The following is an 18503-nucleotide window of genomic DNA, read 5'->3' on the forward strand; positions in this document are numbered from 1 at the left end:
GGTCTCGATAAATCGAGACCTTTCTATATTATTAAAGATTAGTAATTAATCAACTCTTTTTGAAGAACTGTAAAGCACCTTTCTAGCGTTCGCTTCTTTGAACTCCTGCTGCACATCAGTTACAATACCCATTTTGGCATCTATGTCAACCTTTAACGACATAGTAATCTGATCTCTCTCTACTTCACTTAATTTATCCTTCTCTTGGTTTACAAACCTTACCACGTCTTTCACCTCAATGAATACATCATTGACTTGAATCTTTGGTTGAACACCATATACTGCTGTCCTTTTAGGTTTACCAATGTATACATAGCTCACCAACGATTTTCTTTCCAGTTTACTCAATTGAGTAGATTTTGGAAGTGTCTGCTCCACCATGATAGTTGTCTCTCTCAATACGGTTGTTACCATAAAGAAGAACAACAACATAAAGATAATATCTGGCAGTGCAGCCGTTGGAATTTCCTGAGTAGTCCCTGAACTTTTCTTAAACTTTGCCATATCAACCTCCTATTTTATTTGGTTCAGCAATAGATATCGCTCTAGGTATACCAGATCTTGCTTTTAAATACATTTCCTTCTGCTCTGGTTCTTTTTTATCCAGTTGCAAAAACTCCTCTGCTGAGATACCTACTCTCTCGCCATAGATCTCATTGTATGCTGCATTGACTTCGTCAAGCACCCTTACATAGAGCTCATAGCTCGTACCTCTATCCGCTTTGAAGGATACAATAGCTTTGCCGGGCTCATCGGAAGACGATGCTTTTCTACCCCTGCTATTGACATGACTCCTCAAAGTTGCCGGAAGTTGGTTGTATAGTAATCTACCGTCAGCTGAAGGTTTTCCGAAGTTCAAAACAAAATCCTTGATCATCGGCCTTAGCTTCGTCACATCTCTCATTGGCTCATCCTCGACCAGCAATTGATCATTGGAGTTAGCCAAAATCTTAAAGATGTTTCTATCATTAGTTTTCACCTCTGGTGGCGGCTCGTTGGGATCCGGCTTCGGAGGCAAAAGCATTGCAATTCCTTTGTCATTCGCAATCGTGGTAGTTACCAGAAAGAAAATCAACAAAAGAAAGGCAATATCCGCCATCGAACCCGAGTTCACCTCGGCCGCAGGTCTATTTTTACCTTTCGCCATAATCTTATTTTACTGCTTTAGAAACTTCTGTATAAACAATTCCGCAAAGTGCGCCAATGATCAAAATGTACATCATTGTCAAAAGACCTCCTACAAACTTAGAGAGTCCTTCGTCCACACCTTTTTCAAGTGCAGAAGCGGTCACTTCAGAACCGGATAATGCCCACGAAAGAACAAAAACTACAACTAATCCAGCAACACCTGCTCCTGCTTTAGTTAAAGATTTTGGATCACTCACGGAGTTTATTATTGGAAAGACAATCGCAGCTAATCCTGCTAGGATCGTCAATGTGTATGACACATATAATGCTATATCTATAGAATCCATATCTCTTTCTTTTTAAGTGAAAATCTTATTTAGCAGAATGCTTAACCAAGATATCTACTAAAGAAATAGAAGCATCCTCCATAGAGTTAACTAGTGAATCAATTTTAGAAACTAGGTAGTTGTAGAACAACTGAAGTATAACCGCAACGATCAAACCACCAACAGTAGTCAAAAGTGCAACTTTAATACCACCGGCAACCAAGGCAGGAGATACATCACCAGCTTCAGCGATAGCATCAAATGCATCGATCATACCAATTACAGTACCCATGAAACCAAGCATCGGAGCCAACGAGATGAATAGTGAAATCCAAACCATTCCTTTTTCCAATTTACCCATTTCCACAGAACCGTATGAGATAATTGATTTCTCAACCATTTCAACGCCTTCAGACATTCTCATCAATCCTTGAACGAAGATTGAAGCTACAGGACCTTGTGTGTTTCTGCATACATCTTTTGCTGCTTCAACTCCACCAGAATTCAATGCTCCTTCTACCTGCTCCAACAATTTCTTTGTGTTGGTAGTTGCAAGATTCAAAGTGATAATTCTCTCGATCGATACAGCCAATCCTAAAATTAGACACAACAAAACGATGCCCATGAATTGCCATCCACCCTGGATGAATTGATCTTTTACGATTTGATGAAAACTAGGCTCCTCTGCTACTGCTTCTTCATAGTCAGCTGCAGCGACTTCCTCTTCCACATACTCTTCTTCAGCATACTCCTCAGTGGCAAGACTGTCATCAGCTACCATCTCAGCAGAATCAGTTGCTACTTCTTCAGTAGCCGCATCTTCTTGTGCCATTGTCTGTAGGTGGGTCATTGTAAACACACCAGTCAACATCAATAAAATTACTAATCTTTTCATAGTCTAATTTTTAGTAAATCTTTAATAAAGGTTTAAAAGTTATTCTTTTTAGTCAAAAATACTAATTCAGTGCAGAGAGGAAGGGATTCGAACCCCCGGTACCCTTGTGGGGTACACTCGCTTTCCAAGCGAGCACCTTAAGCCACTCGGCCACCTCTCTATAACTTTTTTAGTTTTCTCCAAGCGACAAATAAATTATAAAAATACACTATTTGCAAATTGTTCTATATTAATTTGGAATAGGTTATTTAAATGGTCATTTCGCCACGTATGGGAATGCTAAGTTTCTTTTTCACTTGCTCTATGGACTTTTCATTGCCCAATAAATGCATCATTTTCGATACTGCCGCCTCTGTAGTAATATCTAGCCCACTGATCACACCAATTTCAGTCAATTTCTTACTCGTTTCATATCGCCCTTGAATCACGCTACCACCAATACACTGAGAAACATTGAGAATGACAATTCCACGGTTTACAGCGTCAGTCAATAAATCGTGAAACCAATCGAAATTCATTGTATTTCCTGATCCATAAGACTCTAGTATTACACCTCTCAGGCCTTCAATACTCAAAATACCATGGACTACTGCGGGTGAAATATTTGGGAAAATTTTTAGAATAACTACATTGGAATCCAGCTTGGGACTATACTTCAATGGTTCGTCTTTAAATTTTTTCAGAAACGATTCATTGTATACAATCTCAACACCTGACTCGGCAAGATATGGATAATTCTCTGATTCGAATGCTGCGAAATTGCTGCTTCGAATTTTTTGTGCCCTATTGCCTTTGAGTAGATAGTAATTGAAATATAGGCAAATTTCTGTGACCATGGCATGGTCTCCATTGCGCTCTGAAGCTATTTCTAATGCGGTAATTAAATTTTCCCTGGCATCAGATCGAGTTGCTCCTATTGGAATCTGCGCTCCTGTAAAAATAATGGGTTTATTGACTCCCTTTAACATAAAACTTAGCGCTGAGGCAGAATAGGCCATAGTATCAGTACCATGCAAAATAACAAAGCCATCAAACTGATGATAGTTTTCGGTCAGAATAGAAGCCATATCTCTCCATTGTTCCACACTGATATTTGATGAATCGACTGGATCCGGAAATGAAATCACTGTCAGTCTCAGATCTAACTTGTGAAGCTCGGGGATTTTTTCCAACACCAAGCTAAAGTTGAACGGCGCCAATGAACCTTCGTCGTCATAGACCATACCAAAGGTGCCTCCAGTATAAATCAATAATATCGATGATTTTGGATCCTCTGAGGTGGTAGCAATGTTAACGGTCTTGAATTTACTTGTTTGGGTCATTGATGTTGTTTAATTGAATATGCGATAAGCATTTGCAGATGTAGCTTCTGCAACCTCATTTATAGTCATGTTTTTTACCGTGGCTATTTTCTGAGCTACTAATTCTAGATAAGCTGGTTGATTTCTTTTTCCTCGATGAGGCGCAGGCGTAAGATAAGGACTATCTGTCTCCAATACCAAATGATCTAAGGGTATTGCTTCAAGCACAGGTTCCATACCTCCATTTTTAAATGTGGCTACTCCTCCTATTCCTAACAAAAACCCCATGTCAATGATTTGTTTTGCTTGGTCTGAAGTGCCAGTGAAACAGTGAAAAATTCCTCGAAATTTATCACTATTTAGCTGAGACACCAAGTCAATTGTTTCATCAATAGACTCTCTACAATGAATAACAATTGGTATATTTTTCTCAATCGCCCAGCGAGATTGAATTCTAAAAGCTTCTTTCTGCTCTTCGTAAAACGACTTATCCCAGAAAAGATCCGTTCCCATCTCTCCTATTGCAACAAAGTCTCTTCGGTTTATCCATTCTTCTACTACATAAAGTTCTTTTTCGAAGTCTTTATTGACCGAACAGGGATGCAGCCCCATCATAGGGATACAATATCCCGGATAACGGTATTCGAGCTCCAGCATAGCATCAATCGACCTACTATCTATATTGGGAAGGTAAATTTTCTCTACACCTTTTGCACGTGCCGACTCGATTACTTCATCGATATCTTCTTTGAATTGATCAAGATATATATGCGCATGGGTTTCTACTAGCTGCATGGAGCTCATTCATTTTTTGGGTTAATATCTTCTACCTTTCCAAACTGTTTTGATGGGCAAAAGATGAAACGCAAATGTGATTAAATAAAATACGAAATCATAGACTTCAAACAGGAGAAGATCAACTAATGAAGTGTTACTATTAACCATTTTTAGAGTCCGTTGAAGTGATAGTCGTCTCAATACTATTAACAACGGCAGTACTATAATCCAGAGAGGGTTGATACAGCCCAGGTAAATGATGGCTGGCCAAAGCATCAATTTGATGATAGCTCCCAGGATGAAGATACGATTAATTTTTTTTACTCCCGCAAGCCATCTTTTCCTTTGCTGTAGTAAATCGACCGGACTCTTTTCGGGGTGGGTTACCCCCACTGCTGCTGGGCTATCATTGATAACTAATTTGCCACCCTTTTCTATTACTTTATTCATGAGCTCTAAATCCTCAATTATACTGTTCTCCATTAGGCCACCAGTGTCAATTTTCTGGAAAAGTGCTTTTTTGACCATCATATTATTTCCCCATGCTGTCAGAGGAATCCCAAGATTGGCAAAATGCGAAACGACAGTTTCGTTGAACAGCCAATCCAGGTTTTGCATCCGATCTAATAATTTCAAACCACTCACTTTAGTGAACCCAACTATTATTTGATCTTCTGATGAGACCCTACTTAGCATCGCCTGTATCCAATCTGATCCAAATGACATGTCAGCATCTGTCAATAGCAAGAATTCGCCGCTAGCTTTTTTACTCAGGGAGGACAATACCTTTTGCTTTCCAAACAATCCTGTCTCGTGCTCTGCAAATAGAAATATCTTAGAATTCTTTGGTTGGTTGGCCTTGAGTATTTCAACAGTGCGATCTGTCGAAGCATCGTCGCCAAATAGTATTTCCAGCTTTTCTAGAGGATATGATAAAAGTTTTAGCTTTTCGCAAAGAGCGACCATATGGTTTTCTTCGTCTCGTATTGAAATTAAAATTGAGACCCTTGGCCATTCCTCGTTATGTCCAGAGGATTGAGTATGTGGTCGTCTGATAAGGAGATCTATCAGCAGAATCATCCAGCATACAACCACAATTATAGAGAGATACTCAATCATTAGGTAAGAGTCCAAATTTAAACCCACTTGCTAAACAGAAGTCAAGATATCTCGGTAATACCCATTTCATTTTGTGATGAGCAGCTGTATTATCATGAAATACGATGATATCACCCGGGCGAGTCTGATTTTTCAATACCTCCAAACATTTTTCTTTTGATAATTTCGAATCAAAATCACCACTCATCAGACTCCACATGACTCCACTGGATGGCACTCGAAAATGCCCATACGGCGGCCTAAACGCATATTTCTCTTCGCCAAAAAGCTCACACAAAACATCATGCCCTTTGCTCCTATTTTCATAAAATTGTTGCTTGGAATGCCTCCATCCACTAAAATGGTCAAAACCGTGATTGGCTATCCGGTGTCCATTGAAATGAGTTTTCTTAGCCAGATCAGGATATTTATGGAGTTGGCTACCCAAGCAGAAAAAAGTAGCCAAAACCTCTTTTTCTTGCAAGACCTGAAGCACGTCCTCCGTCACTTTTGGAGTCGGTCCGTCATCAAAGGTTAGATATATTTCTCGATTTGCATTCGGTATTGACCAGCGATAGCTTGGAAAAATACGACTGGCAATCGTCGGAATTCTATGAAGGTAAAAACCCAAGAATCAGGATTTAAATTTAGCGGAGAGAATGGTTACGTCATCTCGATACTCTTTTCCATCTCGAAACTGATTAACTGCCTGCATCATTGTCTCGTTGAGTTCATGAGGACAAGTATCTATTAAATCCTCAACGATTTTATCAATCTGCTCTTCTCCGAATTCCTCTTCTTCCTGATTTATAGCTTCATTGAGTCCGTCGGTGTAGCAAAACAGATCAAAATTTTTAATATCATTTAATATTCCAATTTCAATAAACGGCAATGGAGCAAACATGCCAAGCACGGTTGTTCCCAATTTCAATGTTCCAATCGAGCCTTTATTTCCTCGAAATAACGGAGGATTATGGCCGCAATTCACATATTTAAATTCTTTGGTTTCGGAATTATAAACAGCAGCAAAAAATGTAATGAAAATCTCACCGTTTCCACTGAACTTGATCTGGTAGTTCAATTCGGATACAATGGTTTCCAAGTCTACCGTTTGCCTGGCCAGTGTTCTTAGTGAAGCTTGAAAATTGGACATCATAAGGGCAGCTGGGACTCCCTTACCAGACACATCGGCTATACATAATAGGAATTTGTGTTCGTCGATTTGTATGTAGTCATAATAATCTCCACCAACATTATGATGTGGCTGGTAGTAGGCTGCCACTTCGAAACTGTCCGTTGCTGGCAGATCCTTCGGAAAGAGATAATTCTGCACTTGCTTGGCAATCTCAAGTTCTTTTTTGAATGCTTCTTGCTCTAGCTGCTGGCGTGCTAATTTCTTGTTTTCGATAGCTACCAATATTATATTGGTCAGGGCCTCAAGAAATGTGGTGGCCGAATTACCAGATATCCCATGATCAGTTTCAGCAATATCCCCCACAAAAACCAAAGCGAGTAGTTGCTTTTTGTGCATGACTGGAATGATATGATCAAAATCAATACATTCTGAATCTTCAAGCGTTTGAATCCTCTCATGCCCTTCAAAATCTCTTACGGGTATTTTTTCAATGACTTCACTATCGACTCCAAAAAAAACCTTACAGTTCCACTGATCTTCCAGCGCTACGAATAGAGCAAGTTTTTTCACCTTTAAATTAGCCAATAAAGTGAAATGATAAATCTTGTATAAGGACTCTTCCGGCAAATTATTATTGATGGCCTCAGTCACTTCGAGCAGGGAGTTGAGCTCCAGTTCTTTTAGATTGGATTCTATGGTTTTGGTTTGCTTCATTTAGCTATTGTGTGCTTTGAGTCCTTCTTTTGAAGCGAGATAGTAGTAGTTTCTATAGCCAATTTCAATGTCAATGCTTGCCGCATCCAGTTCGACGTCCGGTTCTGAATAACATCTCAGCCATTTCTTCCTTGCCATTTTAGACAATAGCGGCTTCAAGTCTTCGTCCGAAAGACCCAATGCTTTTTTCAAATCATCAAAATGAATCAAAAAATACAACTCATCCAATATGTCAAATTCGAGATCACTCATACCAGATTTTTTAAGGTTAGGTCAGATTTTGTAGGTTCTTTCTCTCCAGCTGTATTTACCAAAATTAGAAGCAACCCCAAAGAATACAACATAAAACGGATAAATAATTTGAAGCAAAAAGAAATTGACGATAGAAATCCCTGCGTTCTGACCAAGCCTGGCGATATTTAGAAATACAAAATCTGTCAGAAACTTCACTCCTAGCACCCACAATGGAGAGTAGTTGTTGGTGGCCATTGATTGCAAAACTAACAGGAGCCACAGAGCATAACAGGTAAATAAAATGGCTGGCATGGCAAGAGAAAAACCATCAGTATGAAATCTCCACTTTGAAGCCCAACGTTTGCGCTGATGATAAAACTCTGTCACTGCCAATGGCGATTGACTAAGCACTTGAGCACCGTCTTGTTTTATAAATCTGATCTTGCCAGGGTATTTCTTGAATACTTTTCTTAGTAAAAACTCATCGTCACCTGTTGGTAGGTTTTCATTGCCCAAGAATCCATCAACCTCCAAAAAAGCAGTCTTTGAAAAAGAATAGTTACATCCATTAATCATAGATGGTTTTCCTAATGATAAGGTAGCTGCTCCTATAGACACCAGCGCAGACAGCTCCAGGTTGAGCAATTCGGTAAATCGAGAATGATTTTCATCAAGAAATGCCACGGGACCAAATGAAAGTTCAGCACCTTGTTCAAATGAAGACATGTGGTAGTTCAGCCAGTCTTTTGGTACTATTCCATCTCCGTCAGTACAAACAATTAATTCGCCGTTTGCCTGTTGAACGGCATGGTTAATTGCAGCCTTCTTTCCATGCATTTGTTCAGGTAGATCGAGTACCAGAATATTTGAGTTTTTGTCCGCCAGTTGCTCAGCCAATTCTAATGTATCATCTTCGGAGTGATCGTTCACAATCAGTATTTCATACTGACTCGGCTCAGTAGACCCTTTGAGTACAGAATTAATGAGTCTTGTCAAATGAGAGGATTCATTTCTAACTGGCACAACGATAGTAGCAAAACTTCCACTAGCTGGTAACAGGTTCGTTGCGGGTGTTCTGATCCAGCCGATTATGAGGATAATTATAAATAGAACATAAGCGGCCGTAGCTATTAAAACCAATGTATAAATCAAAACCTTTTCTTTATATCTCCTATAAAAAAGATTCCTAATGCTGATGGCACCAAAATATTGATAATCCATAATGTGAAACTTGCCACAATCACTATACCCATATCGGCAGCAAAAAAACTAAAAAAGAGTATAGCTGACAACTCACGCTTGACCAAATCACCCAGAATAGATAGAGTGGGGAAAATGGTCTTCACAAAAAAGATCCATCCTATACCCAACCATAAAACTATGGCGGGCGATTCGCTTCCGAAACTCAAAAAAACAAAGTAAAACTGTAGTGCAAAGACAGTAAATCGAGCAAATGAAATCGAGGCAACGTAAAGGGCTATGTTCAGTGTAAGGCCTTTTAAAAGAACCAAATAGGCCATCAATTTACCTCTGTAGGAATTTACTAAGACTACAGTGCTTAGCATCAGCATTGCCCCAATACCCATTGGAATCAGAATGGTCTGAACTGACCAGTCATATCCGTTTCTCATCAAATAATACCCTGAGCATAGACCTAAAATCAGTGTAGGTAACATTTGAGAAACTCGATCTATCAGAACTCCTCCAATAATTGATTTTCTTCTTCTGACGGGCACTGCCATTATTCTTGCAAAGGCGTCACCGATACCAAAAGGACTGATGACGTTCAAGCTTTTGCCGGATAAAATCGTTTTAGTACAAATCCAAAGACTGCTATTCTCTATTGCACCTAGAATTACTTTCCATTTTTTGGCCTCCAGAAGGATGTTGAGAGGAAGAAGTACAATGCTCAACATCATCCAACTCCAATCAACCACTGCTGTTTCGATCAATAAGTTCAGCTTGTCAGGGCTGGCCATTACCTTATAACCAATGGCTGCAAGTATGATGATAGGTATGATCCAAACCCAAATCAGCCAAAGAGCCTTTGTCCAAAGGGCATTTGCATAAATTGATGGGACTCTAATCATGGAATCTTGACAGACGTATGGAACTTTTATTCATAAAACTTTGACCTATTGAGCTAAACTATTAATTCTGTCAATTCAATATTCACTATTAACATTAACAGGGCTGACAATTCAGGGCTTCTCACGGTTCTGATCATTCAGTTATACCTATATGAAAGGTAATATTTCTATCTTACAATGCTATTGATCTTTTGATAGAAATCAATGAAGAATTCGACCAAGTCAGAACGGCATTGAGACTTCGAGTTGAAATAAACAATCGGAATGGAGAGTTGCTACAGTCATACGCTAGATGAAGGTTAAAGAAAAAATAATTTTAGGGATAGACCCAGGTACCACAGTGATGGGCTATGGAGTTATTCTGGTGGAAGGCAAGAAGCTATCAGTACTGCAACTTGGAGTGATACATTTGAGCAAATACAAAACTCATGAGCTGAAACTAAAAAAAATATTTGAGCGTGTTTCACATGTCATCTCTGAATTTGAGCCTGATGAAGTGGCATTAGAGGCTCCTTTTTATGGAAAAAACGTACAGTCCATGCTAAAACTGGGGCGTGCACAGGGAGTGGCTATGGCAGCGGCTCTGATGCGAGAAATTCCTATTACAGAATATGCTCCCAAAAAGGTTAAACAATCAGTGACAGGCAATGGAAATTCTTCCAAGGAGCAAGTGGCCGCCATGCTACAATCTATTCTAAAGTTAAAAGAAATACCAAAATTGCTTGACGCTTCAGATGCATTGGCTGTTGCACTTTGTCATTACTACCAAGGCGGAAACACTCAAAAAACGACAAAAAGTTGGAAGGCTTTTTTGACAGACAACCCAAGTAGGGTCAAATAAAATCTACCAGGTGGTAGATTTTATTTTTTGTGCAGCACGCATAATATCTCTCCTACTGATCTGACCTTTCAGAATTCCATTTTCTGTCACAGGAAATCTTCGAAAGTATGTATTCAAAAATTCATTTGCACATGCTACTACGTCCATATCCATCTCTAAGGTTTTTACATTGCTGGACATATAGCTCTCTACAGTTCCTTTTCCACTAGGTAGATTATGATAGGATGACTGGACAAGAACTTTTAAGCAATCCTTTTCAGAAAGCATACCGACCAATTCACGCTTTTCATTCAGCACCGGACCTCCCGATATTCTCTTCTTAAGCATAATATCAATAGCCTCTGCTATTTCCTGGTCTGGAGTAAACGTAATTAGATCCTTAGCCATGTAGTCAGCTATAGTCTCATATTTAATCCCCTGCTCTTTCTCTACCTGAGCACCCTTAAAATTCATAACCATGGTTGATTTTGTTTGAAGTTGAAATTATGACGAACTCTTATATTACCATATTTTTAAGCGAATAGCAAGCAATATCCTTATAAAATCCAATTCTAATAGGATTTATGCTGATAGTTTAGTACTTTGACTTCAAGCCTTTTCAATCAGCAATAAAACTACTTAATGAACTTTATTAATAGGGGTGTGTTATTTATCTCAAATAGTTAACCTCTTATTAGAAATAAACCGTATAAAATATTAAATTTGCGGGTTCGTTAATTCCTGTAGAGAAAGAACCCTAATAAAAAGGAAAAATATATCATATGAGACAGCTTAAGATCACACAATCAATTACTAACAGACGTGAAAGTCATACCTTAGAAAAGTATTTTACTGAAGTTAGTAGTGTGCCAATGATTACTCCTGACGAGGAAGTAGAGTTAGCACAAAGAATCAAACAAGGGGATGATCTAGCACTTGAAAAATTAGTAAAAGCGAACCTTAGATTCGTGGTGTCTGTAGCTAAGCAGTACCAAAACAGAAGTTTGCCTTTGAATGATTTGATCAACGAAGGCAACTTGGGTCTGATCAAGGCAGCAAAGAAATTTGATGAAACCAAGGGATTTAAGTTTATCTCTTATGCCGTATGGTGGATTCGTCAGTCGATCATGCAGGCATTGGCCGAACAATCTAGAATTGTAAGATTGCCAATGAATAAGTCTGGTGCGATCAACCAGATCAGAAGGGCTTATGCAGAACTAGAGCAGAAGTACGAGAGGGAGCCTACCGAAGAGGAACTGGCTGAGATTCTAGACATGAAGCCTAGTGAAGTGAGAAATACACTTGGTGCAGAAGTAAAGCAGATGTCTATGGATGCTCCTTTCGGAGAAGATGAATCTGGTTCATTACTTGACGTCTTAGAAAATAAAACTACTGTTCCTACTGATGGCCAGATGGTATTCAATGATTCATTGAAAGTAGAAACCATCAGAGCACTCTCTACCTTGACTGCAAGAGAGAGAGAAGTAGTAAGAATGAGCTTCGGGATTGGATCTGATAACCCATTCACCCTTGAAGAAATCGGTGATATCATGGGATTGACAAGGGAAAGAGTAAGACAGATCAGAGAAAAAGCTCTACAGAAATTAAGAGAACCGTCTAAGAATCAGAGACTCAAAGAATTCTGCGCGAGTTAATAAACTCCAACAGATTTAAAATATCAAAAGCCTCAGCATACGTTGAGGTTTTTTTATGCCCAACTATAATAACGTCATTACCCGATGAAGTCGACGAAGGAGACGGCATTCGGGTAATCACTCGCGGTTGGCAGACTGCCTCCATAGCCTCAGCACTCAAACCAACAGATCGCCATGACACCTGCCTGTCGGCAGACAGGAGCTAAGGCGATGACGCTTTTCCCCAAGTTTCAGAGATGCCTCAAAGGATGCCGCAATAAATGCGCAAAGTGGCATAATAAAAGCGCGAACCACGTCATAGCGAGGAGCACTGACAATTTTACAAACTTTAAGCTAAGTAAGCATGAGACGTGGCCATCCCTTTCGGGATTCTTCTGCAGCCAGCACGTATCAACTTACGAAGTTTAAGATTGCCACGTTATACATTCGATTCGCATCGAATTGTAGCCTCGCAATGACGGAAAGTAAGTTTGATCATCTTGTGATTTTCTAACTAATCACATATCTTGTCATTCGATCTTATTAGCAACCAGACCGTGCCCGCCGATAGACTGACTTAACCGTAGCAATTCTTGAAGAAAAAATCTAAACTTAAAATCATACATAATTAAACCAATAAATAGGATTTAACATGTCAGTATACTGCATTTCTTATGACTTAAAGAGCGAAAATTATGAGAATTTGATTGATGCAATCCAAGCATATGGTATTTGGTGGCATCAGTCTGAATCCACTTGGCTTATTGAGTCAAGCCAGTCCGCTAAGCAAATTTTAGATAATCTCAACAACCATCTACAAAATGAGGATAAAATAATAGTAATTCAAGTTCACAAACATTGGTGGGCCACTGGACATACAGATGAAGAATATAAGTGGATGAAGGATAGAAATTATTAAACTATGGGAACACAAGAAATTTTAAATATAGTCACTATTTCTATTTCGACAATTCTGTCAATAGGAGCAATCTTACTCTCAATTTGGTTTTATCGAGAAAGCAATAAGCAGAATAAGGAAACTGCCTTAATGCAAGTTGATATTAAAAATGCAATTGAAAAATTAGATCAACTGTATAATCGTACATATACAGATACATTTGGAGCATTAAAAACACAGCTAGATGCTATGCAAAGACATATATTTAATTCTTCAGTTGGAGATACAAACACGAGTGAACCGAATAACTTAAGATTTTCAGTAATTGGGTGTATTACAGAGAAAACAATAATTACAATTGATGACCTTTGTAATCAAGTAAGCAATTACAATGAAACACAGATTAAAGAAACTGTTTATAAAATACATCAAGAAGGGTTAGTCTCATTTGATGGAAGTAAAATAGAATATATTAAGCCAAGCATTTCAAAAATTGCTGGTCAAGAATAATTTTCACAATGATTAAATATGGTATTGCCTTTCACCTATGCTTTTGACAACACTGATAAGTCATAATTATAATTGATTGTTATAATGCTTCTGCAACCCATTAATAATATTCCACTGCGCCAGGATGTAGGTACTCATGATCCAAATAGAGGCGTTTTCCATCGGGGCATAAAACTTATTGATGGCGATCAGAGAATCCGATAGAATGAATAATATCGCTCCAAAGACTACCTGATTAAAACTTTCCGTACTTGTTCTTCCGTTTCTATAAATAGCACCTAAGGCCATTGTTACAATAAGTGAGGCGTATACAGTGACAGGAAGTTTCAGCCCCCCTAAAGATGGCCAAAGAGTCCACAGCAAGCCAATTGCGAATACAGCGAAAGGAAACACATTCAACACGTGCTGAAAAGGAGTAAAATTATCATCCCCTCCACTTGTCTTTGCGTGCTTAAAAGAAAAGAAATACAGGGACTGAGCAACAGCAAAAGCCCCCAGTCCTAATAGAAAAAACCATTCTCTTTTATGAACGTACATCAAGGCCACGTCGCCAAACCAGGAAAATACAAGTGCAAAAACTGCAAAGATAAAGGACAGATTGACTGGTACTTTCATGCCCTTGCGTAGATATACCAAAAGCACTGGCATCAGTAAGGGTTTGGTAAACTCATTCAGAAATTTCCAACCAAAAGCATGGCTGGCCAATTCTACCACAGTAATGACCACAAATACATATTTAAGAATTTGGGCGGTTTTATTGTCATTCATTTTATTCCACTTTACTGGCTAACGCAAGTTTTTTTACTGGATTCGAATATAAATAGATGAGACCAAACAATACGGTAGAGGCTGAAATATAATAAACAAGAGAGAGGTTGCTCAGATCGTTTTGATAGATGAGACCAGATAGAAACGCACCCATTCCTATACCTATCTCAAGGGCAATATACATCGTGGCTATGCCTCTTCCTCTATGTGCCTCGTTGCTCAAGTCGATAGTCCAAGCAAATATGGTTGGTGAGCAAATACCCACACCAAACCCGAAGGCGGCTCCACTGATGATAAACATAATCTGACTTTCGGTATTTGCGAGGAGTAGCATGGCAGCCAGCAGAATCATACTACCAATTCTGAGCACCGGAATTCTACCATACTTATCTGAAGCCTTGCCTGCCACAATTCGTACTAGTAGGGAGGCAATCGTAAAGACCGTAAAAAAGAGACCACGATTGCTAAATCCCAGTTCATCGCTTAGGTCTGGAATCGTAGTAAGAATGGCACCAAAAGAAAACACCGATAGCATCATCATCAGCGAGGGAGCCACTACGCGGGGCTCAAATACTTCATCAGGTTTTACATAAAAATGACTAGCGGATAGCCGCTCTCGATTCTTCAGGGATTCCTTCATTCCCAACAGTATTATAACTGACAGGATAGCAAAACCAGAAGAGCTATAAAACATGACTTGCAGTGACAAGTTTGCGGCGATAAATGAGCCAATGGCTGGCCCGGACGCCATACCCAAACTACTAAAAAAGCCTAAAATACCCATGGCTTCTCCCCTTCTGGCCGCTGGTACTATATCAGCCACATAAGCTGATGTGCCCGTGGGTTTGAACCCAGTAGAGAATCCATGAAAAAATCTTAAGGCAAAAAAGCCAATGATCGAGGTGACAAACGGGTAGATCAAGGCAGCTATACCGCTAACTAGCGCACCAACCACCATAACCGGTATTCTACCTACTTTGTCTGCCAGCTTCCCACTGAATGGTCGAGAAAGACCTGCGGTCACAGTAAATAGGGCAATTATTAGTCCCTTGTATTCTCCTCCACCCATATTGTCAAGGTAGGCGGGAAGCTCGGGAATAATCATATTGAAACTGCCAAAAAAGAGAAATCCACTAAGGCAAAGTAAAGCGAATTGGAGCGTAAAAATAGGGTTGTTGTCGTTCATAGTAGGCGTGCAAATCTAAATCGAATACGGCACAAACCTGGAGAAGTTCATATCTCTTTTCTATAAGCAAATTGCAAAAAGTGATCAGACTAAAAACTGGTGTAGGTGGAGCGGCTTTTCTTGTCTAATTTCAAATCCTTAAGCAGTTGAGAGTTGACACGGATTTCAACAAAATAGGACTGTCGATTGCCGAATGGCACCCAGTTGAAATTGAGTGTCCAACAGTGCAGATCTCGACCTACGTTGAGACGGGTGACTGTAAATTCTTTGTTTTTTATATCATACCCAGAGTTGAAACCAATCCTGGTTTTATCAGTGATACTTAGGTTTCCGTTGAAGTTTAAAGTCTGTGTAATCACTGCATCATCAAACCCGTTTTTTGTATAGTTGAACGCATAGTTGATATTGAGGGCCCAGGGCACATCAAAGGGCACATACTGGTTGGGATCTCTGGAAATAAACTGGTTAACATTTCCTGCCACTTGATTTTCTTCCTGCCCTGGCAAGAATGGATTATCCGGATCCGAATTATTGATATGATTGGGGTTCATTCCAGTCCCTTGATCCCGTCCGCCTTCTTTTGACTGGCTGCCTTTGGGTTTCAAATTGAGTCCAATGGCTACATTGCCGCGCGTAAGTCTCCCAAGTCCTTGTCCGGCATTCCATGCCAATCGATTGATTCTACGCTGATATACTTCTTGATTACTAGACCCTATACTGTCCAGAATATATACATACGGGTCAATGGTCCCGCTCATGTTTAGACTCACCATTTGGTTAAACAAGCTGGTTCTTGCATTCCAGTTGATATTACTTACATTGAATGAATCAGCCAGGAAGTTGTACCCACTGGACATTGAGAGGTTATCAAATATCTTTACTTTTTTATACTCTTCGATCGAGTCATTTTTGGCCTTCACTTTCATTTCAATATTGTGATTCATTGAAAAAGAAAGGCTTGCGCTTTCTCCAAGAGTTGGCCCGCCGTAGGCAAATCCCTGGTACTTGGATAGTAGCTGGGTATTGCCATCCTCGTCTACAGTCACCTCACTATACGTCCCTCTGGAAGGGTCACCAAAATTAGGACTATAGCTAAACCCAATACTTGGAGTGATCACATGACGGATCGCCTTCACCTTGCCACCACCAAAATTATACATTCCATAAAAACGGGTGGACATTGATGCTCCTGTACTGTACCAACCAGCTCGAGAAAACTGACGAAGTGTATCTACCCTGACCCCGTTGAGATCCTTATCATAGGTATATTGAAGCTCCTTAGGGTACCAGACTTCTGTATAATTGAAGCTAGGACTCACCGTCAGATACTTTAGCAGATTAAATGATGTTGCAATGGGAATACTATGCCTGGCTCCTAGCTTAGCTCTATCAAATAACTGGGCAAGATTATCTGAACTAAAACCTATTAGGCTGTCATCGAGGGCACTTCTATTTACCACATCAAAACTTGGACTGCTCACGGCTGCATTGGACAGCTCATTTTTAGAAACCAGATTGTAAGAGAATCCCAACTTGCCGAGCACTCCATTTGACCCGGCTATGTTTTTGAAAGGATAGATCCTATTCATGTTGAAACTCAACTCTGGCAAGGTCAAATTCACTATTTCTGTACTGATGTTTTGGCTATGTCGTGCGTTCAGGCTAAGATTAAACGGTGTGCCTTGAAAAGTCTTCGAATACGAGATATTAGAATTGAACTGTGCGTTTACACTTTGTTGATAATCGTAGCCTACATTATTTGCATTAGCTGTATAGGTGGATGTACCGGCAGATACAGAGGCCGAAAACCTTGAGGAACCTACCGACTGAGGGCTATGAGCCCAGTTCAACCAAAAATCTTTCGAAAAAGAATCGTCTTCAAATTGAGTGCTATTCGTCTTGTTGTATCTGAGATTGAAATTTCCTGAGAACGCATATCTCTTTTTGTAGGTTGAGACACTTTGCATTCCATAACTGCCATTTGTAAAAATATCACCTGTCAATTTCAAATCAATGTAGTCGTTGATATCAAAATAATATCCTCCATTCCGCATGAAAAACCCTCTGGATTGGTCTTCTCCATAGGAGGGGAAAATTATACCGGAAGCCTTTTCTTTTGGTTGAGGAAACATCCCGAATGGAAAACCAATAGGTGTCGGTATTTCGCCAAAGTATAGATTGAATGGCCCAGATACTACCTTGTTGTTCGGGATCACCTTTAGCTTACTTGATTTGATATAGAAATGTGGATAAGCATGATTGCAAGTAGTGTATTTGGCGCCGCGAATAAACATCTCGTTCTTTTCATTTTTCTTCACTCTTTCGCCATGCATAAACGCACCATCCTGCTCAGTGATTACTCCATTGATTAGTGCTTTTTTTGACTTGAAATTATATTTGATATCATCGGTTTCGTATACATCCTGCTTTTCGCTGAATACAGGTTTCCCTATTTTATTTCCGGCTGTATCAAGCACATAATTTGCCTGAATAGAGTTCTCTACCCAATCTAGCGAGGTTCGCTCTGCAGAGAGGCTGATCTCACCATAGTCAATTCTGGAATCACCGTAGAGATACATCATTTGATTATTCAGATCAAAAAATATTGAATCTCTGGCTTTGTACTCAATCGTAGTTTCAATATCTCCTCTGGGGCGTTGAGGGGCGTTGGTCGGCACGGTTTCTGTAAGGCTGTCTGCTAAATCCGGTTTTTTACCGAGGATCTGCTGAGCAGAATCCACTATTATCGGGATCAATTCCGGGTGATTGACAAGCGAATCTCGAATTCCTAATGAGTCTATCAGTTGTGGCAATTGCTGCGATAGCAAGGCGGAATCTAGAGTAAGATCCTGACCAAAAGCTGAAAACCTAACGGAAATGAGAAAAATAAAAAGGACTACGTTCTTGATAATGCGCGTCAAGGTTTTCAGTTACGGGAAAATTTCACATTTTTGTACAAAAATATTGCCATTATAATTTAAACTAGCGT

General features: G+C 39.6%; 20 protein-coding genes and 1 tRNA gene. 4 read left to right on the top strand and 17 right to left on the bottom strand.

Going from position 1 to position 18503, the window contains the following annotated elements; genetic code table 11:
• Positions 1 to 45 precede the first annotated feature (45 nt).
• The 13 genes from ABJF11_RS01520 to ABJF11_RS01580 all read right to left on the bottom strand — a co-directional run bounded on the left by ABJF11_RS01520 (position 46) and on the right by ABJF11_RS01580 (position 9698).
• A complete protein-coding gene (locus ABJF11_RS01520) occupies positions 46 to 504 on the bottom strand; it encodes a biopolymer transporter ExbD (RefSeq protein ID WP_348117464.1) in 459 nt (152 codons plus the stop codon).
• A 1-nt stretch (position 505) separates the two neighbouring features.
• Positions 506 to 1147 carry a biopolymer transporter ExbD gene (locus tag ABJF11_RS01525; protein ID WP_348117466.1) on the bottom strand — a complete coding sequence of 214 codons (642 nt, stop codon included), beginning with the start codon at positions 1145 to 1147 and terminating at the stop codon, positions 506 to 508.
• 4 nt (positions 1148 to 1151) lie between these two features.
• Positions 1152 to 1475: a hypothetical protein gene (locus tag ABJF11_RS01530; protein WP_348117468.1), complete on the bottom strand. Its 324-nt coding sequence runs from the start codon at positions 1473 to 1475 to the stop codon at positions 1152 to 1154.
• Between the two features lie 25 nt (positions 1476 to 1500).
• Positions 1501 to 2349 carry a MotA/TolQ/ExbB proton channel family protein gene (locus ABJF11_RS01535; RefSeq protein WP_348117470.1) on the bottom strand — a complete coding sequence of 283 codons (849 nt, stop codon included), beginning with the start codon at positions 2347 to 2349 and terminating at the stop codon, positions 1501 to 1503.
• 72 nt (positions 2350 to 2421) lie between these two features.
• Positions 2422 to 2509: transfer RNA gene (locus ABJF11_RS01540), tRNA-Ser, on the bottom strand.
• A gap of 88 nt (positions 2510 to 2597) precedes the next feature.
• On the bottom strand, positions 2598 to 3671 hold the full coding sequence (locus ABJF11_RS01545; protein WP_348117472.1) for an asparaginase: 1074 nt from the start codon (positions 3669 to 3671) through the stop codon (positions 2598 to 2600).
• 9 nt (positions 3672 to 3680) lie between these two features.
• Positions 3681 to 4445 carry a TatD family hydrolase gene (locus ABJF11_RS01550; RefSeq protein WP_348117474.1) on the bottom strand — a complete coding sequence of 255 codons (765 nt, stop codon included), beginning with the start codon at positions 4443 to 4445 and terminating at the stop codon, positions 3681 to 3683.
• A 21-nt stretch (positions 4446 to 4466) separates the two neighbouring features.
• A complete protein-coding gene (locus tag ABJF11_RS01555; protein WP_348117476.1) occupies positions 4467 to 5546 on the bottom strand; it encodes a glycosyltransferase in 1080 nt (359 codons plus the stop codon).
• The gene (locus ABJF11_RS01560) at positions 5539 to 6156 is read right to left on the bottom strand and encodes a polysaccharide deacetylase family protein (protein ID WP_348117478.1); all 618 of its coding nucleotides are present in this window, start codon (positions 6154 to 6156) and stop codon (positions 5539 to 5541) included. The genes ABJF11_RS01555 and ABJF11_RS01560 overlap by 8 nt, the downstream gene beginning before the upstream one ends.
• 3 nt (positions 6157 to 6159) lie before the next feature.
• The gene (locus ABJF11_RS01565; protein ID WP_348117480.1) at positions 6160 to 7374 is read right to left on the bottom strand and encodes a PP2C family protein-serine/threonine phosphatase; all 1215 of its coding nucleotides are present in this window, start codon (positions 7372 to 7374) and stop codon (positions 6160 to 6162) included.
• Positions 7375 to 7626, bottom strand: a complete 252-nt coding sequence (locus ABJF11_RS01570; protein ID WP_348117482.1) for a transporter — start codon at positions 7624 to 7626, stop codon at positions 7375 to 7377. It lies immediately after the preceding gene.
• Positions 7627 to 7647: 21 nt separating this feature from the next.
• The gene (locus tag ABJF11_RS01575) at positions 7648 to 8829 is read right to left on the bottom strand and encodes a glycosyltransferase (RefSeq protein WP_348117484.1); all 1182 of its coding nucleotides are present in this window, start codon (positions 8827 to 8829) and stop codon (positions 7648 to 7650) included.
• Positions 8757 to 9698, bottom strand: a complete 942-nt coding sequence (locus ABJF11_RS01580; RefSeq protein ID WP_348117486.1) for a lysylphosphatidylglycerol synthase domain-containing protein — start codon at positions 9696 to 9698, stop codon at positions 8757 to 8759. Before ABJF11_RS01580 ends, ABJF11_RS01575 begins: the two co-directional genes overlap by 73 nt.
• A 292-nt stretch (positions 9699 to 9990) precedes the next feature.
• On the opposite strand from ABJF11_RS01580, the gene ruvC reads away from it, so the two are divergent.
• A complete protein-coding gene (gene ruvC, locus ABJF11_RS01585) occupies positions 9991 to 10539 on the top strand; it encodes a crossover junction endodeoxyribonuclease RuvC (protein ID WP_348117489.1) in 549 nt (182 codons plus the stop codon).
• A 3-nt stretch (positions 10540 to 10542) separates the two neighbouring features.
• On the opposite strand, the gene ABJF11_RS01590 is transcribed toward ruvC, so the two are convergent.
• Positions 10543 to 10992: a CBS domain-containing protein gene (locus tag ABJF11_RS01590; protein WP_348117492.1), complete on the bottom strand. Its 450-nt coding sequence runs from the start codon at positions 10990 to 10992 to the stop codon at positions 10543 to 10545.
• A gap of 308 nt (positions 10993 to 11300) precedes the next feature.
• Between ABJF11_RS01590 and ABJF11_RS01595 the strand changes: the two genes are divergently transcribed.
• The 3 genes from ABJF11_RS01595 (at position 11301) to ABJF11_RS01605 (ending at position 13560) form a co-directional block, all read left to right on the top strand.
• Positions 11301 to 12173 (top strand): RNA polymerase sigma factor RpoD/SigA, encoded by an 873-nt coding sequence (locus tag ABJF11_RS01595; RefSeq protein WP_348117496.1) that lies wholly within the window; start codon positions 11301 to 11303, stop codon positions 12171 to 12173.
• A gap of 631 nt (positions 12174 to 12804) precedes the next feature.
• Positions 12805 to 13071 carry a hypothetical protein gene (locus ABJF11_RS01600; protein WP_348117499.1) on the top strand — a complete coding sequence of 89 codons (267 nt, stop codon included), beginning with the start codon at positions 12805 to 12807 and terminating at the stop codon, positions 13069 to 13071.
• A 3-nt stretch (positions 13072 to 13074) separates the two neighbouring features.
• Complete coding sequence (locus ABJF11_RS01605; RefSeq protein WP_348117502.1) at positions 13075 to 13560, top strand: hypothetical protein; 486 nt, start codon at positions 13075 to 13077, stop codon at positions 13558 to 13560.
• A gap of 66 nt (positions 13561 to 13626) precedes the next feature.
• Here the strand turns inward: ABJF11_RS01605 and ABJF11_RS01610 are convergent, their stop codons facing one another.
• The 3 genes from ABJF11_RS01610 to ABJF11_RS01620 all read right to left on the bottom strand — a co-directional run bounded on the left by ABJF11_RS01610 (position 13627) and on the right by ABJF11_RS01620 (position 18435).
• Positions 13627 to 14328 (bottom strand): lysoplasmalogenase, encoded by a 702-nt coding sequence (locus tag ABJF11_RS01610; protein ID WP_348117504.1) that lies wholly within the window; start codon positions 14326 to 14328, stop codon positions 13627 to 13629.
• A 1-nt stretch (position 14329) separates the two neighbouring features.
• Positions 14330 to 15514, bottom strand: a complete 1185-nt coding sequence (locus tag ABJF11_RS01615; protein ID WP_348117506.1) for an MFS transporter — start codon at positions 15512 to 15514, stop codon at positions 14330 to 14332.
• Positions 15515 to 15603: 89 nt separating this feature from the next.
• Positions 15604 to 18435 carry a putative LPS assembly protein LptD gene (locus ABJF11_RS01620; protein ID WP_348117508.1) on the bottom strand — a complete coding sequence of 944 codons (2832 nt, stop codon included), beginning with the start codon at positions 18433 to 18435 and terminating at the stop codon, positions 15604 to 15606.
• Positions 18436 to 18503 lie beyond the last annotated feature (68 nt).

The organism is Reichenbachiella sp. (genome assembly GCF_039941815.1).
In the GTDB taxonomy this organism is placed as follows: domain Bacteria; phylum Bacteroidota; class Bacteroidia; order Cytophagales; family Cyclobacteriaceae; genus Reichenbachiella.

Coding starts and splice junctions, on each gene's coding strand:
- ABJF11_RS01520 (WP_348117464.1), bottom strand. CDS start 504: ATGGCAAAGTTTAAGAAAAGTTCAGGGACTACTCAGGAAATTCCAACG.
- ABJF11_RS01525 (WP_348117466.1), bottom strand. CDS start 1,147: ATGGCGAAAGGTAAAAATAGACCTGCGGCCGAGGTGAACTCGGGTTCG.
- ABJF11_RS01530 (WP_348117468.1), bottom strand. CDS start 1,475: ATGGATTCTATAGATATAGCATTATATGTGTCATACACATTGACGATC.
- ABJF11_RS01535 (WP_348117470.1), bottom strand. CDS start 2,349: ATGAAAAGATTAGTAATTTTATTGATGTTGACTGGTGTGTTTACAATG.
- ABJF11_RS01545 (WP_348117472.1), bottom strand. CDS start 3,671: ATGACCCAAACAAGTAAATTCAAGACCGTTAACATTGCTACCACCTCA.
- ABJF11_RS01550 (WP_348117474.1), bottom strand. CDS start 4,445: ATGCAGCTAGTAGAAACCCATGCGCATATATATCTTGATCAATTCAAA.
- ABJF11_RS01555 (WP_348117476.1), bottom strand. CDS start 5,546: ATGATTGAGTATCTCTCTATAATTGTGGTTGTATGCTGGATGATTCTG.
- ABJF11_RS01565 (WP_348117480.1), bottom strand. CDS start 7,374: ATGAAGCAAACCAAAACCATAGAATCCAATCTAAAAGAACTGGAGCTC.
- ABJF11_RS01570 (WP_348117482.1), bottom strand. CDS start 7,626: ATGAGTGATCTCGAATTTGACATATTGGATGAGTTGTATTTTTTGATT.
- ABJF11_RS01575 (WP_348117484.1), bottom strand. CDS start 8,829: ATGGATTATCAATATTTTGGTGCCATCAGCATTAGGAATCTTTTTTAT.
- ABJF11_RS01580 (WP_348117486.1), bottom strand. CDS start 9,698: ATGATTAGAGTCCCATCAATTTATGCAAATGCCCTTTGGACAAAGGCT.
- ruvC (WP_348117489.1), top strand. CDS start 9,991: ATGAAGGTTAAAGAAAAAATAATTTTAGGGATAGACCCAGGTACCACA.
- ABJF11_RS01590 (WP_348117492.1), bottom strand. CDS start 10,992: ATGAATTTTAAGGGTGCTCAGGTAGAGAAAGAGCAGGGGATTAAATAT.
- ABJF11_RS01595 (WP_348117496.1), top strand. CDS start 11,301: ATGAGACAGCTTAAGATCACACAATCAATTACTAACAGACGTGAAAGT.
- ABJF11_RS01600 (WP_348117499.1), top strand. CDS start 12,805: ATGTCAGTATACTGCATTTCTTATGACTTAAAGAGCGAAAATTATGAG.
- ABJF11_RS01605 (WP_348117502.1), top strand. CDS start 13,075: ATGGGAACACAAGAAATTTTAAATATAGTCACTATTTCTATTTCGACA.
- ABJF11_RS01610 (WP_348117504.1), bottom strand. CDS start 14,328: ATGAATGACAATAAAACCGCCCAAATTCTTAAATATGTATTTGTGGTC.
- ABJF11_RS01615 (WP_348117506.1), bottom strand. CDS start 15,514: ATGAACGACAACAACCCTATTTTTACGCTCCAATTCGCTTTACTTTGC.